Source organism: Streptomyces sp. NPDC003943 (genome assembly GCF_053605265.1).
In genome coordinates, this window is record NZ_JBSGIW010000082.1 from 1 (window position 1) to 16094 (window position 16094).

General features: G+C 73.4%; 10 protein-coding genes. 4 read left to right on the forward strand and 6 right to left on the reverse strand.

Features of this window, described 5'->3' with window-relative positions; genetic code table 11:
- Nucleotides 1–208: 208 nt before the first annotated feature.
- Both ACWEV0_RS27880 and ACWEV0_RS27885 read right to left on the reverse strand, forming a co-directional pair.
- A complete protein-coding gene (locus tag ACWEV0_RS27880; protein WP_453152266.1) occupies nt 209–1990 on the reverse strand; it encodes an ABC transporter ATP-binding protein in 1782 nt (593 codons plus the stop codon).
- The gene (locus ACWEV0_RS27885; RefSeq protein WP_453152267.1) at nt 1987–3828 is read right to left on the reverse strand and encodes an ABC transporter transmembrane domain-containing protein; all 1842 of its coding nucleotides are present in this window, start codon (nt 3826–3828) and stop codon (nt 1987–1989) included. The genes ACWEV0_RS27880 and ACWEV0_RS27885 overlap by 4 nt, the downstream gene beginning before the upstream one ends.
- Before the next feature lie 206 nt (nt 3829–4034).
- Here ACWEV0_RS27885 and ACWEV0_RS27890 point away from each other — a divergent pair, with 206 nt between their 5' ends.
- A complete protein-coding gene (locus ACWEV0_RS27890) occupies nt 4035–5648 on the forward strand; it encodes a peptide-N4-asparagine amidase (protein WP_453152268.1) in 1614 nt (537 codons plus the stop codon).
- 135 nt (nt 5649–5783) lie between these two features.
- Here ACWEV0_RS27890 and ACWEV0_RS27895 read toward each other — a convergent pair whose 3' ends face one another.
- Together ACWEV0_RS27895 and ACWEV0_RS27900 are read right to left on the reverse strand one after the other, a co-directional pair.
- Nucleotides 5784–8753 (reverse strand): FAD-binding and (Fe-S)-binding domain-containing protein, encoded by a 2970-nt coding sequence (locus ACWEV0_RS27895; protein ID WP_453152269.1) that lies wholly within the window; start codon nt 8751–8753, stop codon nt 5784–5786.
- 53 nt (nt 8754–8806) lie between these two features.
- The gene (locus ACWEV0_RS27900; RefSeq protein ID WP_453152270.1) at nt 8807–9274 is read right to left on the reverse strand and encodes a MarR family winged helix-turn-helix transcriptional regulator; all 468 of its coding nucleotides are present in this window, start codon (nt 9272–9274) and stop codon (nt 8807–8809) included.
- 92 nt (nt 9275–9366) lie between these two features.
- Between ACWEV0_RS27900 and ACWEV0_RS27905 the strand changes: the two genes are divergently transcribed.
- The gene (locus ACWEV0_RS27905; RefSeq protein WP_453152271.1) at nt 9367–11202 is read left to right on the forward strand and encodes an ABC transporter ATP-binding protein; all 1836 of its coding nucleotides are present in this window, start codon (nt 9367–9369) and stop codon (nt 11200–11202) included.
- Nucleotides 11203–11525: 323 nt separating this feature from the next.
- Nucleotides 11526–12413, forward strand: coding sequence for an endolytic transglycosylase MltG (gene mltG, locus ACWEV0_RS27910; protein ID WP_453152272.1), 888 nt, complete (start codon nt 11526–11528; stop codon nt 12411–12413).
- A 188-nt stretch (nt 12414–12601) separates the two neighbouring features.
- On the opposite strand, the gene ACWEV0_RS27915 is transcribed toward mltG, so the two are convergent.
- Together ACWEV0_RS27915 and ACWEV0_RS27920 are read right to left on the reverse strand one after the other, a co-directional pair.
- Entirely contained in the window at nt 12602–13702 is a 1101-nt protein-coding gene (locus tag ACWEV0_RS27915) for an NAD(P)-binding domain-containing protein (protein WP_453152273.1), read from the reverse strand.
- Between the two features lie 31 nt (nt 13703–13733).
- Nucleotides 13734–14906 carry an LLM class flavin-dependent oxidoreductase gene (locus tag ACWEV0_RS27920; protein WP_453152274.1) on the reverse strand — a complete coding sequence of 391 codons (1173 nt, stop codon included), beginning with the start codon at nt 14904–14906 and terminating at the stop codon, nt 13734–13736.
- Nucleotides 14907–15180: 274 nt separating this feature from the next.
- On the opposite strand from ACWEV0_RS27920, the gene ACWEV0_RS27925 reads away from it, so the two are divergent.
- On the forward strand, nt 15181–15597 hold the full coding sequence (locus ACWEV0_RS27925) for a secondary thiamine-phosphate synthase enzyme YjbQ (protein ID WP_453152275.1): 417 nt from the start codon (nt 15181–15183) through the stop codon (nt 15595–15597).
- Nucleotides 15598–16094: the final 497 nt, after the last annotated feature.

Sequence of the window (16094 nt, forward strand, 5' to 3'; positions counted from 1 at the left end):
GGCCCCTTCTTTCGGATCCGAGATCCGAGATCCGAGATCCGAGATCCGAGATCCGAGATCCGAGATCCGAGATCCGAGGTCCCGGAGCCGAGATCCCAGATCCGGGATCTCGGCTCCAGGGAGCCGCGAGCGGGGCCCCGATACCGGTCCGCGCGCTCGCAGCACCAGCACCGGGCACCGGCACCGGCACCGGCACCGGCACGCACGGCTAGCCGTGCCAGGACCGCCACAGCGCCGCGTACGCCCCGTCCGCCGCGACCAGCTCCTCGTGGCTGCCCAGCTCGCTGATCCGGCCCTCCTCGACGACCGCGATCAGGTCGGCGTCGTGCGCCGTGTGCAGCCGGTGCGCGATGGCGACGACCGTGCGGCCGTCCAGGACCCGGGCGAGGGAGCGCTCCAGGTGCCGGGCCGCGCGCGGGTCGAGCAGGGACGTGGCCTCGTCCAGGACGAGGGTGTGCGGGTCGGCGAGGACGAGCCGGGCGAGCGCCACCTGCTGGGCCCGGGCCGGGGTGAGCGCCAGGCCGCCGGAGCCGACCTCGGCGTCCAGGCCGCCGTCGAGGGCCCGGGCCCAGCCGTCCGCGGACACCGCGGCGAGCGCCGCCCACAGCTCCTCGTCCCCGGCACCCGCCCGCGCGAGCAGCAGGTTGTCGCGGAGCGAGCCGACGAAGACATGGTGCTCCTGGTTGACCAGGGCCACGTGCTCGCGCACCCGCTCGGCCGGCATCCGCGCCAGTTCGGCCGCACCGAGGGTGACCGAGCCGGTGCGCGGGGCGTAGATGCCGGCGAGCAGCCGGCCCAGTGTGGACTTCCCGGCCCCCGAAGGGCCGACCAGGGCGATCCGGGTGCCCGGGGCGACGTCGAGCGACACCCGGTGCAGCACGTCCACGCCGTCCCGGTAGCCGAAGCGCACCTCGTCGGCCCGGACCGCCCGTCCCTCGGGCAGCGTCTTCGGGTCACCGGCCGCCGGTTCGATCTCCCGGACGCCCACCAGGCGGGCGATCGACACCTGGGCGATCTGCAGCTCGTCGTACCAGCGCAGCACGATCCCGATCGGGTCGACGAGCATCTGCGCGAGCAGCGCGCCCGTGGTCAGCTGCCCGATGTCCAGCCGGCCCCGGAGGACGAGGACGCCGCCGACGAGCAGCACCGAGGTGAGCACCAGGGTGTGGGTGAGGTCGACGACCGGGAAGAGCACCGAGCGGAGCCAGAGCGTGTACCGCTCCCATCGGGTCCACTCGGCGATCCGCCGGTCCGACAGCGCGACCCGGCGCGTGCCGAGGCGGTGCGCCTCGACCGTACGGCCCGCGTCCACGGTCTCCGCGAGGGCGGCGGCGACCGCCGCGTAACCGGCCGCCTCCGAGCGGTACGCGGCCGGGGCCCGCCGGAAGTACCAGCGGCAGCCCACGACCAGCAGCGGCGCCGCGACGAGCAGCGCGAGGGCGAGCGGCGGCGCGGTGACCGCGATGCCGCCGACGAGCAGCGCCGCCCACACCACGCCGATGACGAGCTGCGGCACGGCCTCGCGCATCGCCTCCGCCAGCCGGTCGATGTCGGTGGTGATCCGCGACAGCAGATCGCCCGTGCCGGCCCGCTCCAGGACGCCCGGCGGCAGCGCCACCGCGCGCACCAGGAAGTCCTCGCGCAGATCGGCCAGCATCCGCTCGCCGAGCATCGCCCCGCGCAGCCGTACCAGCCGCACGAACACCGTCTGGATCAGCAGGGCGATCGCGAACAGCGCGCCCGTGCGCGGAAGATGGAGATCCCGGGCGCCGGCCGTCAGGTTCTCGACGACCGTGCCGAGGAGATAGGGCGCCACCATCGAGGCGATGACGGCGATCGCGTTGACCGTGACCAGGACGGCGAAGGCGCCCCGGTGACGGCGCAGCAGATCCCGTACGTACGCCCGGACCGTCGCCGCCGTGCCCACGGGCAGGGTGGTCGCGGACCGGGGTGCCGCCGGGTCGTACTCCGGCGGCGCGACACCGATCATGCCGTTTCTCCTTCCAGCTCGCCGAGGCGGCTCAGCGCGGTGTCGAGGACGAGGTCCGGTTCGTCGACGCCCTTGCCGGCGGTCTCGTCGTCGGTCTCGCGGGTGACGACGGCCCGGTAGCGGGGCTCGGTCGCGAGGAGTTCGCGGTGGGTGCCCACGGCGACCGCCGTGCCGCCGTCGACCAGGACGACGCGGTCGGCGAGGTCGAGCAGCAGCGGCGAGGAGGCGAGCACCACCGTCGTCCGCCCGGCCCGCAGCCGCCTGATCCCGGCCGCGACGCGGGCCTCGGTGTGCGAGTCGACCGCCGAGGTCGGCTCGTCCAGGACGAGCACCTCCGGGTCGGTGACCAGGGAACGGGCCAGGGCCAGCCGCTGCCGCTGGCCGCCGGAGAGCGACCGGCCGCGCTCGGTGATCCGGGTGCGCATCGGGTCGCCGCCGGTGTCCACGGACGCCTGCGCCAGCGCGTCGAGCACGTCGCCGCACTGCGCCGCGGCCAGCGCCTCCTCCGCCGCGACCCGCCCGGACGACGGCACGTCGAGCAGCTCCCGGAGGGTGCCGGAGAGCAGCACCGGGTCCTTGTCCTGGACGAGGACGGCGCCGCGGGCGGTGCCGAGCGCGAGCCCGTCCAGGGCCACCCCGCCGAGCAGCACGGAGGAGTGGTCCTCGCCCGGCTCCGCCGGATGGCCGCCGAGCCGGTCGGCGAGCCGCCCGGCCGCGTCCGGGTCGCCGCACACCACCGCGGTGAACCGGCCGGCCGCCGCCCGTACCCCGGTCACCGGGTCGTACAGGTCCCCGCCCGGACGGATCCCGTCCCCGGCGGTCCGCACGGCCTGCCCGGTGGTCGTGCGGGCCAGGGCGAGCACCCGCGCCGCGCGCTTCGCGGACGGCCGCGAGAAGGAGTACGCCATGGCGATCTCCTCGAAGTTGCGCAGCGGATGGTGGGTGAGCGCCACCGCGCCGTACACGGTGACCAGTTCGCCGACCGTGATCCGCCCGTCGAGCGCGAGCCGCGCCCCGTACACGACCACGGCCGCGAGCAGCAGACCCGGCAGCAGCACCTGGACCGCCGCGATCAGCGCCCACATCCGGGCGCTGCGCACGGCGGCCCGGCGCACTTCCTGGGAGGCGGCCCGGTAGCGGCCGAGGAACAGCTCCTCGCCGCCGATGCCGCGCAGCACCCGCAGTCCGGCGACGGTGTCGGAGGCCAGTTCGGTGGCCCGGCCCGCCTTCTCGCGCTGCTCGTCGGCCCGGCGCGTGGCGCGGGGGAGCAGCGGCAGCGCGGCGAGCGCGAGGACGGGGACGCCGAGGGCGACCACCAGGCCGAGGTCGGGCTGGTAGACGAGCAGTCCGACGCAGACGATGACGAGGGTGAGGGCGGCGGACGCGAAGCGGGAGGCCGCCTCGACGAACCAGCCGATCTTCTCGACGTCGCTCGTGGACACCGCCACGACCTCGCCCGCCGCGACCCTGCGGGTCAGGACGGCCCCCAGCTCGGCCGTCTTGCGGGAGAGCAGCTGCTGGACGCGGGCGGCGGCCGTGATCCAGTTGGTCACGCTCACCCGGTGCACCATGGCGTCGCCGGTCGCGATCGCCCCGCCGAGCCCGACGAGCAGCCCCGCGCCGAGCGCGAGCCGCCCGCCGTCGCGGTCCACGACCGCCTGCACGGCGAGCCCGACGCCCAGCGGCAGCCCCGCGATGCCCAGCTGCAGGAGCAGGCCCCACAGCAGGCACTTCAGCTGCCCGCCGAGCTGGTTCCGGCCGAGCCAGAGCAGGAAGCGCGGTCCGGAGCGGACGTCCGGCACCCCTGGATCGGCGTACGGAAGGTCTTTGATCTGCATGGCGCCCCAAGGGTTTCGACGGCGGCCTTTCGGGCCTGTCCGGCGGATCGGGGTCGGATGGGCCCGACGGGCCACCGAACCCTCCAAGGCTTGCGCCGTGGGCGACCCTCCGGCAATCGACTTTCTGGCAACTCCGAGCAGATCAGGCCAAGGCGGGCCCACGCCCTCTGGACCGCCTCACCCGGCCCGCGCTTCACTCACGACCCATGAGACAACGGAAGATCATGAGCATGATCGGCGGCCTCACCCTGGCCGCCGGACTGCTGCTCGCCGCCCCCGCCACCGCCGGTGCGGACGAGTCCCCCGTCACCCCGCCGGCCGAGTTCACCACCGACTGGCACGACCCGGTCACCGCGGCGCCGCCGATCGACACGCCCGGCACGCGCAGCTGCCAAGTGACCCTCGCCGAGACCCAGTTCCGCGACTTCACCCCCTACCAGGGGACCTACACCCCGCCCAAGGAGTGCGGTACCCGCTGGAACAAGGTCGTGCTCCGCCTCGACGGCAAGGTGAAGGGCCGTCAGTACGACCGGCTGGGCTACCTCACCGTCGGCGGCGTCGAGATCCTCCGCACCTCCACCCCCGAGCCCTCTCCCGAGGGCATCGCCTGGTCCGTGGAGAAGGACGTCACCCGCTACCGGGACACCTTCAGCCGCCCGCAGTCCGTCGAGATGCTCATTGGCAACGTCGTCAACGACACCTACACCGGCGTCCTCGACGTCCGCGTCACCCTCACCTTCTACACCGCCCACGGCAAGGCGAAGCCCGCCGCCACCCCCGACCGGGTGCTGCCGCTCACCGGCGGCAGCCTCACCACCCCGCGCAACACCGAGCGGATCCTCGCCGAGGTCTACGCCACCGGCTCCGGCGGCGGCTGCGAGGAGTTCTGGTACCTCACCGTCCCCGACGCCGCCCCGTACTCCTGCAAGGCGAGCGAAGGCCCGTACCGCGAGGTGCAGATCAGCGTCGACGGGCAACTCGCCGGCATCGCCGCCCCGTTCCCGCACGTGTGGACCGGCGGCTGGTCCAACCCCTTCCTCTGGTACGTGACCCCCGCGCCGCGCGCCTTCGACGTGCAGCCCGTCGTCTACGACCTGACGCCCTTCGCCGCCGTCCTCAACGACGGCCGGGCACACCGCGTCGAGGTCTCCGTCGCCGGCGTCCCGGCCGGACAGAGCGGCTGGAGCATCCCCGCCAACGTGCTGCTCTGGCAGGACGAGGGCCGCGCCGTCGTCACCGGCGCCCTGGACCGCCACGAGGCCGGAACCCTGCGCAACTCTCCCGCCTACACGCCCGGTTCGGCCGGTTCACCCGACGTCCTGGAGACCACCGGCGGACACACCCTCACCGTCGCCGGCCATCTCGACACCTCGCACGGCCGCGTCGACACCACCGTCACCCGCACCGTCGACCACCGCTCCACCCACCGCTGGGGCGCGGACGAGAACCCGGACGCGCTCGCCGCCCGCTGGAGCGACGACCAGACCGTGACCGTCGGCCGGACCGCGACCCGCACCCACCGCACGTACACCATGGACGGCGAGATCAGCGTGGACGCCGCGAACCGGCTGCGGACCGTCCTCACCGTCGGCGACCGCGCCGACATCACCGTCGTGCGCGGCGGCAAGCGCCTGTCCTGGTCACGGCTCGACGACACGTACACCGGCGACGCCGCCTTCAACCTCGGCGTCCCGCGCGAGCAGCGGCACGCCGTCGGCACCAGCGAGGAGCGCTACCGGCTGTACGGCTCCGAGGGCTGCTACGACCGGACGCTGAGGACCGCCCAGGGCACCCTGGTCGAGGACTCGCGGCGCTGCTGACCCGTCCCCCGGTCCGGGCCCGTCACGACCGGCGGGCCCGGACGTCCGCCACGCCCGTCACGGGCATCCGCCACGGCTTCACGGACATCCGACCACGACGTCACGGGCGGGTCGGACGCGATGTCCGTCACGCCGTCACGGCCGGGTGGCGCGCTCCAGTTCCAGGAGCGCCGACCGGTACGTGCGGCCGGTGGCCCGGTCCATGCCGATCTCGCACATCCGGTTGGCCGACAGATGCGCGTCGAAGGGACGCGCGGTGACCTCCGCCGCCTCGCGCGCCGTGGCCGCGGCCGTCAGCTCCGGGTGCAGCATGCCCCGGTCGCCCGCGAAGGCGCAGCAGCCGGCGTCGGCCGGCACGACGACCTCCTCCGCGCACGCCTCGGCGAGCCGCGTCAGCTCCGCCGTGTCACCCAAATGCCGCATGGAACAGGTGGGGTGGACGACGGCCGAGCCGACCCGGCGGCGCACGTCGAGCCGCGGCAACAGCTCGTCCGCGGCCCACACCAGCGAATCGACGACCGTCAGCTCGGCGTGCAACTCCCGGTTCTCGTCGGTGAGATACGGGACCACCTCGCGCGCGACACCGAGCGTGCACGAGGACGCGTCCACGACCAGGGGCAGCCGGCCCCCGGCCGTCCAGCCCCAGGCCGCCTCCACGATCCGGTTCGCCATCACCTCGGTGCCGCGCTCGTACCCCTTGGAGTGCCAGATCGTCGCGCAGCACGTGCCGGCCACGTCGTCCGGGATCCACACCGGCCGCCCGGCGCGGGCCGACAGCGCCACCACCGCCTCCGGCAGCGACGGCCCCCTGTGCCCCTCGTGGCTCCCGTGGCCCTCTTGCCCCTCTTGCCGCTCGTGCCCTTCGGGACTGCCGAAGATCCGGTTCACGCAGGCCGGGTAGTAGACGGCGACGGCGGCCGGACGGTGGGTGCGGGGGAGCCGGCGGGCCGCCGCGCCGGGGATCTCGGGCAGCCATTCCGGTACGAGATCGGGCCGCACGGTCCTGCGGGCGAGACCGGTCGCAGACTCCAGGAGCCGGTCGCCGATCCGCCGGCCGGCCGCCACCGCGAGCCGCGCGGACGCCTCCACGGTCCGGAAGTGCTCGGCGGCGAGCGCGGCGATCTGCTCCTCGCGCGGCGAGTGCCGTTCGTGCCGGAAGCGCCTCATGAGGGCCCCGGTGTCGATGCCGACCGGGCACTCAAGCATGCACGTGGAGTCAACGGCGCAGGTGTCGACGGCGTCGTAGCCGTACGACGCCAACAGGCCGGTCTCGACCGGCGATCCGTCGGCCTGCCGCATCATCTCCCGCCGCAGCACGATCCGTTGGCGCGGAGTGGTCGTCAGGTCGCGGCTGGGGCAGGTGGGTTCGCAGAAGCCGCACTCGATGCACGGGTCGGCGACCGGCTCCACGGTGGGGATGGTCTTCAGGCCGCGCAGATGCGCCTGCGGGTCGCGGTCCAGCACGATCCGGGGCGCGAGGACGCCGTCCGGGTCGATGACCTCCTTCGTCCGCCACATCAGCTCGGTCGCCTTGGGGCCCCACTCCAGCTCCAGGAAGGGCGCGATGTTGCGGCCGGTGGCGTGCTCGGCCTTCAGCGAGCCGTCGAAGCGCTCCACGGTCAGCTTGCAGAACTCGTCCATGAAGGCCGCGTACCGCTCCACGTCCGCCGGGTCGCCGGCGTCGAAGGCGAGCAGGAAGTGCAGGTTGCCGTGCGCCGCGTGACCGGCGACGGCGGCGTCGAAGCCGTGCCGGGCCTGCAGTTCGAGCAGCTCCGCGCAGGCTTCGGCGAGCCGCGCCGGCGGCACCGCGAAGTCCTCGGTGATCAGGGTCGTACCGGAGGGGCGCGAGCCGCCGACGGCTGTCACGAACGCCTTGCGGGCCTTCCAGTACCCGCCGATCGTCCTCGCGTCCCGCGTGAAGGCGTTGTCGACGGACGCGACCGGCGCCACCAGCTCCAGCTCCGCCAGGACCCGGGCGGCGGCCTCCTCGTACGCCGCGAGTGCGGTCTCGTCCGGCGCCCGGAACTCCACGAGCAGCGCGGCCGTCTCCCTGGGCAGCTCCGCCCAGTCGGCGGGCACCCCGGCCACGCTCACCGAGGCCCGCAGCGTGTTGCCGTCCATCAGCTCGACGGCGAGCGCGCCCGCGTCGTTGAAGCGGGGCACGGCGGCCGCGGCGGCGGGCAGCGACGGGAAGAAGAGGAGGGCCGTGGCGACCTCGCGGTCCAGCGGGAGGGTGTCGAAGACCAGCTCGGAGAGGAAGCCGAAGGTGCCCTCCGAGCCCACCATCAGTCCGCGCAGGATCTCGACGGGGGTGGCGCCGTCGAGGAAGGAGTCGAGCCGGTAGCCGTTGGTGTTCTTGATCGCGTACTTGGCGCGGATCCGGGCCGTCAGCTCCGGGTCCGCCTCGATCTCCGCCTTGAGGTCCATGAGCCCCGCGCACAGCCGCGGCTCGGCCCGCGCCAGCTCCTCGTCGGCGGCCGGGTCGGCGGTGTCGACGATGGTGCCGCTCGGCAGCACGAAGGTCAGCGAGGCGAGGGTCCGGTAGGAGTTGCGGGTGGTGCCGGCGGTCATGCCGGAGGCGTTGTTGGCGACCACGCCCCCGAGCGTGCAGGCGATGGCGCTCGCCGGATCGGGGCCGAGCACCCGGCCGTGCGGGGCGAGGGCCGCGTTCGCCCGGAACACCGTCGTGCCCGGCCGGATCCGGGCCCGCGCGCCGCCGTCCAGGACCTCGACGCCCGCCCAGTGGCGGCGCACGTCCACCAGGATGTCCTCGCCCTGTGCCTGCCCGTTGAGGCTCGTCCCGGCGGCCCGGAACACCACCTCGCGGCCCTTGCCGTGCGCGTACGAGAGGATCGCGGACACGTCGTCGACGTCCTCGGCGACCACCACGACCTGCGGCACGAATCGGTAGGGGCTGGCGTCGGAGGCGTACCGCACCAGGTCGGAGATCCTCCCCAGCACCTTCTCCGCTCCGAGGAGCGCGACCAGCTCCTCCCGCAGGTGCTTGGGCGTGCCCCGGGCCTGGAGGTCGGGCACCCGGTCGGGCGCCGCCCGTCGCTTCGTACCGGCACGCAGGGCCCGCGGATTCGGTTCCAGTACGGGCATGGCCAGGGCTCCCCTCCAGTGCGCGGCGTGCCCCGGTAACGGCCGCTCCGGTCTCAGCAGCCGCGCTCCGGCCCCTGGTCGACCAGGGCGGACAGCAGACCTCCGAGCACCTTGCGCTGTTCGACGGTCAGTGGGGCAAGGATGTCCTCTGCGGCACCGCGGCGCGCGCTGCGCAGCTCCCTCAGCGTGTCGCGGCCGGCGTCGGTGAGCTCGATCCGCACCACCCGGCGGTTCGTGGGATCGGGCACCCGGCGCACCCGGCCGGCCGCCTCCAGGCCGTCGACGAGGCTGGTGACGGCGCGCGGGACCACCTCGAGCCGGGCGGCGAGATCGGCCATCCGGGGCGGTTCCTCGTAGTGCGCGACCGTGCGGAGCAGACGGAACTGCGCCGGGGTGATGCCGACCGGCTCCAGATACCGCTTGTGGAGGCGGTGCAGCCGGCGGGTGAGGCGCAGCAGCTGCTCGGCGAGGAGACCGTCGGGGTCGGTGGCGCCGGATGCGTCCGGGGCGGGGTTGCTCATGACGGAATTTTATCAGGACAAGGTTCATTGTGAGCATAGGTAACAATGAGCTATGCTCCCATGGAAGCATTGCCGAACCCTCGTAGGAGCCCATGCATCCGCACGACGAGTCCACCTGGACGCCACCCGCCCGTGATTCCCGCCGCCCCGAGGAGCCCGCCCAGCTGCGGCGCATCCTGCGGCTGTTCCGGCCCTACCGCAGTCGGCTCGCCCTCGTCGGCCTGCTCGTGGCCGCGTCGTCGCTGGTCTCGATCGCCTCGCCGTTCCTGCTCCGCGAGATCCTGGACACCGCGATCCCGCAGGGCCGCACCGGGCTGCTCAGCCTGCTCGCGCTCGGCATGATCGCGACCGCCGTGATCTCCGGCGTCTTCGGCGTGCTCCAGACCCTGATCTCCACGACCGTCGGCCAGCGCGTCATGCACGACCTGCGCACCGCCGTCTACGCCCAGCTCCAGCGGATGCCGCTGGCCTTCTTCACGCGCACCCGCACGGGCGAGGTCCAGTCCCGGATCGCGAACGACATCGGCGGCATGCAGGCGACGGTCACCTCGACCGCCACCTCCCTGGTCTCCAACGTCACCGCCGTGATCGCGACCGTCGTCGCCATGCTCGCCCTCGACTGGCGGCTCACCCTCGTCTCGCTGCTCCTGCTGCCGGTCTTCGCCTGGATCAGCCGCCGGGTCGGCCGCGAGCGCAAGCGGATCACCACCCGGCGGCAGAAGCAGATGGCCGCCATGGCGGCGACCGTCACCGAGTCCCTCTCCGTCAGCGGCATCCTGCTCGGCCGGACGATGGGTCGTGCCGACTCCCTGACCAGGTCCTTCGCCGAGGAGTCCGAGCGCCTGGTCGACCTCGAAGTGCGCTCCTCCATGGCCGGCCGCTGGCGGATGTCCGTCATCGGCATCGTCATGGCCGCCATGCCCGCGCTGCTCTACTGGGCGGCCGGCCTCTCCCACGACATCGGCGGCCCCGCGATCTCCCTCGGCACGCTCGTCGCCTTCGTCTCGCTCCAGCAGGGCCTCTTCCGGCCCACCGTCAGCCTGCTGTCGACCGGCGTGCAGATCCAGACCTCGCTCGCCCTCTTCCAGCGCATCTTCGAGTACCTCGACCTGCCCGTCGACATCACCGAGCCCGCCGAACCCGTCCGCCTCCCGAAGGTCTCCGGCGAGGTCGCCTTCGAGAAGGTCGGCTTCCGCTACGACCCCGAGGGCGAGGGCCGCCCCACCCTCGACGGCGTCGACGTCACGGTCCCGGCCGGCGGCAGCCTCGCCGTCGTCGGTCCCACCGGCTCCGGCAAGTCCACCCTGAGCTACCTGGTGCCCCGGCTCTACGACGTCACCGAAGGCCGGGTCACCCTCGACGGGGTCGACGTGCGCGACCTCGACTTCGACACCCTGGCCCGGGCCGTCGGCGTGGTCTCGCAGGAGACCTACCTCTTCCACGCCTCCGTCGCCGACAACCTGCGCTTCGCCAAGCCCGACGCCACCGACGCCGAGATCGAGGCCGCCGCCCGCGCCGCCCAGATCCACGACCACATCGCCTCGCTCCCCGACGGCTACGACACCCTCGTCGGCGAGCGCGGCTACCGCTTCTCGGGCGGCGAGAAGCAGCGCCTGGCGATCGCCCGCACCATCCTGCGCGACCCACCCGTGCTGATCCTCGACGAGGCGACGAGCGCCCTCGACACCCGGACCGAACACGCCGTCCAGCAGGCCATCGACGCGCTCTCCGCCGGCCGCACCACCATCACCATCGCCCACCGGCTCTCCACCGTCCGCGATGCCGACCAGATCGTCGTCCTGGAGGAGGGCCGCATCGCCGAGCGCGGCACGCACGAGGAGCTGCTGGCCCTCGACGGGCGGTACGCGGCCCTGGTGCGCCGTGACGAACGCACGAACGTGGGAGCGGTTGTTCCCCAGAACGTGTGATCGTCTCGGATTTCGTTGCCCCATCCCCGTGTGACGGCTGATGATTACGGTGCGCAAGCGACGGGCTGCAGACCGCGACTGCGCAGTCCCACAGAAAGCTCTGCACGAGGAGAAGCTCCACCATGAACGTCATCACCAACCTGCTCGCCGGCGTCGTCCACTTCCTGGGCTGGCTGATCTGACGCACGAGGCACAGCAGGAAGGCAGCGCCGTCGGCCCCCCGTCCCCGGGGACCGGCGGCGCTGCCGCGTGTGCGCCGTCCGGTACGCGCGCCGCGTGCGGGCTCCCCGGAATCGGCGCACGGCCGGGTTAGCGTGCAAACCATGACGTACCGGACCTGGCAGCCCGCACCCGGTCGCCGCCGTCCCCGGCTCACCCGGCGCGGCAGGCTCGTCGTCCTCGTGGGGACCGTCCTCGGTCTCGCCGCCGCGATCGCCGTGCCCCTGCTGCTGCTCGGCGGACCGTCGGACCGACCCGCGCCAGGGAGGCAGCGCACCCTGGTGATCCCCGAGGGCTGGCGGGGCGGGGAGGTGTACGCGGCCGTCGACCGCACCCTCGGCCTGCCGGCCGGCACCGCCCGCAACGCCGCCCAGGCACCCGCCACCGGCCTCGCCCTCCCGGCCGCCGCGGGCGGCAACCCCGAGGGCTATCTCTTCCCCGCCACCTATCCGGTGGGCAAGGGCACCACGGCCGAGGGTCTGCTGCGCTACATGGTCGAGACGGCGGGGAAGCGCTTCGGCACGGCCCGGGTCGCGGAAGGCGCCCGGCAGCACGGGATCAGCGTCCACGAAGCGGTGATCGTCGCCAGTATCGTCCAGGCCGAGGCGGACACCGCCGAGGACATGGGCAAGGTCGCGCGCGTCGTCTACAACCGGCTCGCCCAGGGCATGCCGCTCCAGATGGACTCCACCATCAACTACGCCCTCGGCCGCGACACCGTCGACACCAGCCACCAGGACACCCGCATCGACAGCCCGTACAACACCTACGAGCGCCGGGGCCTGCCGCCGTCACCCATCGGGAATCCGGGCGACCAGGCCATGGCGGCGGCCGTCGCCCCCGCGAAGGGCGACTGGCTCTACTTCGTGACCGTCCGGCACAGCGACACCCGCTTCACCGCCGACTACGCCGAACACCAGGCGAACGTGGCCGAGTTCAACGAGCGGCGACGGGCCGCGGGGGCGGCGGGGTCTGCGGAGACTGCGGGGTGAGCGTGGTCCGCGCGGAATGCGGGGCGGCGGGATTTGCAGGGAGCGGGGGGGGCGGCGGGCTCTGCAGGGACAGCGGGGCCTGCAGGGAGCGCGGGGGCGGCGGGCTATGCAGGGCCCCAGCGGGGCTGGCACGGGCAGCGGGTCTTGCAGGGGCAGCGGGACCTGCAGGAGCGTGGGGGCGGCGGGCTCTACAGGGGCAGCGGGACCGGCACGGGCAGCGGGGTCTCCCGGTGCAGCGGGGCGCCGAGCAGGGCGCGGATCTCCTTCACGGCGGCGCGGCCGGCCCGGTTGGCACCGATGGTCGAGGCCGAGGGCCCGTAGCCGACGAGATGGATACGGGGATCCCGTACCGCCCTGGTCCCCTCCACCCGGATCCCGCCGCCCGGCTCACGCAGCCGCAGCGGCGCCAGATGGTCGATCGCCGCCCGGAATCCGGTCGCCCACAGGATGACGTCCGCGTCCACGCTCCGCCCGTCGTTCCAGGCCACCCCGGTCGGCGTGATCCGGTCGAACATCGGCTGCCGGTCGAGGATCCCGCGCTCGCGCGCATCGCGGATCGCGTCGTTGAGCGGCAGCCCGGTGACCGACACGACGCTCTGCGGCGCCAGCCCCTGCCGCACCCGCTCCTCCACCAGCGCCACCGCGGCCCGGCCCTGGACCTCGCCGAACGGGCCCTCGCGCCACACCGGTTCGCGCCGGGTGACCCAGGTCGTCGCGGCGGCATGCTCCGCGATCTCCATCAGATGCTGGGTCCCGGACGCGCCGCCGCCGACGACGATCACCCGCTGTCCGGCGAACGCCTCCGGCCCCGGGTACTGCGCGGTGTGCAGCTGCCGTCCACGGAAGGTCTCCTGCCCCGGGTAACGCGGCCAGAACGGCCGGTCCCAGGTGCCGGTCGCGTTGATCAGCGCCCGCGTCGCGTACACCCCCTCCGAGGTCTCCACGCGCAGCCGCCCGTCCTCGCCCTCCCGCACCGCCGTCACGTCGACCGGCCGGTGGACCCGCAGGCCGAAGGTCTCCTCGTAGTCGGCGAAGTAGTCGCCGATCACCGCCGAAGACGGCCGCGCCGGGTCGGCGCCGGTCAGCTCCTTGCCGGGAAGCGCGTGCATCCCGTGCACCTTGCCGTACGTGAGCGAGGGCCAGCGGAACTGCCAGGCGCCGCCGGGCCGGGGCGCGTGGTCGAGCACCACGAAGTCACGGTCGGGCTCGAACCCGGTCCGCCGCAGGTGGTAGGCGGCGGAGAGCCCGGCCTGTCCGGCGCCGATGACGACGACGTCGATGTCCCGCACTTCGTGTAGCCCGAAATCGTTCACGGTTCCACTAACGGTGTGCGGGGGCGGGATCTTCCCGGGCCTGCCGGGCCGGGCCGAAGGCGGGCGTGGGCAGCAGCCCCCGGGCGGCGAGCTCGGGTCGTACGCCCTCCCCGAACCAGTACGCCTCCTCCAGATGCGGATAGCCCGAGAGCACGAAGTGCTCCACGCCCAGGTCGTGGTACTCCTCGATGCGGTCGGCCACGTCCCGGTGGCTGCCCACCAGCGCGGTGCCGGCCCCGCCCCGCACCAGACCCACCCCCGCCCACAGGTTCGGCGCGATCTCCAGCCGGTCCCGGTCCAGCGTGCCGCCGCCGTGCAGCGCCAGCATCCGCTGCTGCCCCACCGACTCGCTGCGGCCGAGCGCGGCCTGCGCCGCCGCCACGGCCTCCGGCTCCAGCGCGTCGAGCAACCGGTCCGCCGTCGCCCACGCCTCGCGCGCCGAATCCCGCGAGACGGTGTGCAGCCGGATGCCGAAGCGGACCGTGCGGCCCCGCTCCTCCGCGAGCCGCCGGATCCAGTCGATCTTCTCCTTCACCTGCCACGGCGGCTCGCCCCAGGTCAGATACACGTCCGCGTGCGCGGCCGCCACCGGTCCGGCCGCCGCCGAGGAGCCGCCGAAGAAGATCTCCGGCAGCGGATCCGGCGGCAGCGCCGTGAGCCCGCCCGCCACACGTACGTACTCGCCCTCGAAGTCGTACGGCCGCCCGCCCCACACCCCGCGCACCACCCGCAGGAACTCGTCGGTCCGCGCGTACCGCCGGTCGTGGTCCAGGAAGTCCCCGTACCGCCGCTGCTCCGCGGCGTCCCCGCCCGTCACCACGTTGAGCAGCAGCCGGCCGCCGGTGATCCGCTGGTACGTCGCCGCCATCTGCGCCGCGAGCACGGGCGAGACCACCCCGGGCCGGAAGGCCACCAGGAACTTCAGCCGCTCGGTGTGCTGCGCGAGCGCCACCGTCGTCAGCCACGCGTCCTCGCACCACGTCCCGGTCGGGGTGAGCACCGCCTCGAACCCCAACTGCTCGGCGGCCTTGGCAATTTGGGTCAGATACCCGATGTCGGGCGCGCGCACGCCACGGGCGGCGGACGACCGGCCGATGCCGCCGTCGCCGTAGACGTGCCGGTCGACGAGGGTACGGCCGTCGCCGCCGGTGGGCAGGAACCAGTGCAGATGGACGGTCATGGCAAACCGGCCTTTCCGGCGCGCGGCGTCAGCACGCCGTGGAAGAAGGAAAGGAGAGGAGAAGGGAGAGGAAGAAGAATCTGGGAAAGTTCCGGGGCGTCAGCGGCCGCGGCGACACGCGGCGGAGGCCACCCGCAGCAGGTCGATGTGACCGCGCGTGGTGAGCAGGGCTGGACGCAGCATGCCGCGAACGTAGCCACGCGCTCCGGACCCGGTCAACGGTGTCTCGGAGCGTGGACGAGCAATCCCGTCCCGCGGACGGCAGGATGACCCCATGGCCTTCGACACCACGATCATCACCCTCACCACCGGCTCCACCGAGACGGTCACCGACCTCACCTCGCACTGCGAGGACTTCCTCGCCCGCGCCGCCCTGGGCCGCGACGGCCTCCTCAACCTCTTCGTCCCGCACGCCACCGCCGGCCTCGCCATCCTCGAAACCGGCTCCGGCAGCGACGACGACCTCCTTGCCGCCCTTCACCTCCTCCTCCCTGCCGACGACCGCTGGCAACACCGCCACGGCTCCCCGGGCCACGGCCGCGACCACGTCCTCCCGGCCCTGGTCCCGCCCCACGCGACGGTGCCGGTGATCGGCGGGCGACTGGAGCTGGGGACGTGGCAGTCGATCTGCCTGGTGGACACGAACAGGGACAACCCGCAGCGGCAGGTGCGGTTGAGCTTCCTGGGCTGATCGAGCCGATCGAGGTTGTCCTGGGTGTGGCCGCCGAATCTCTTTACGCTCCGGCGAAACGGGAGAAAGACGTGCGGTACCGCCATGGACGAGATCGAGCGGCCGTACAACGGCTGCGGAAGGCACCTGCTTGGAGTACGCCGGCTGTCGGGGGGCAAGGCAGCCACGACCTCCCCCGAACGGCAGCGGACAGAGACTTCGGCGGGGTGTGTCAGTTGGTCAGGCAGCTTGCAGCGCTTCGACAGGAGGATCTCGCCGCTCTTACGGGCCTGAGCCAGGCGTTCCTGTCGATGCTTGAGTCCGACGTTCGCGGACTCACCAACATCGACAAGATCATTCAATTGCTGACGGATTGGGCGTTCCTTCGGAACTCACCGGCCCAATGCTCCGAGTGTCGGTGTGCGTCTCAAGCGCGTGACCCCGAGTCCCCACTCGTGACTGGCGTCGCGCTCCCCACGGTGCCTGGCGGCCCCAAGGCCACTTCGCGGAGCGCGGGC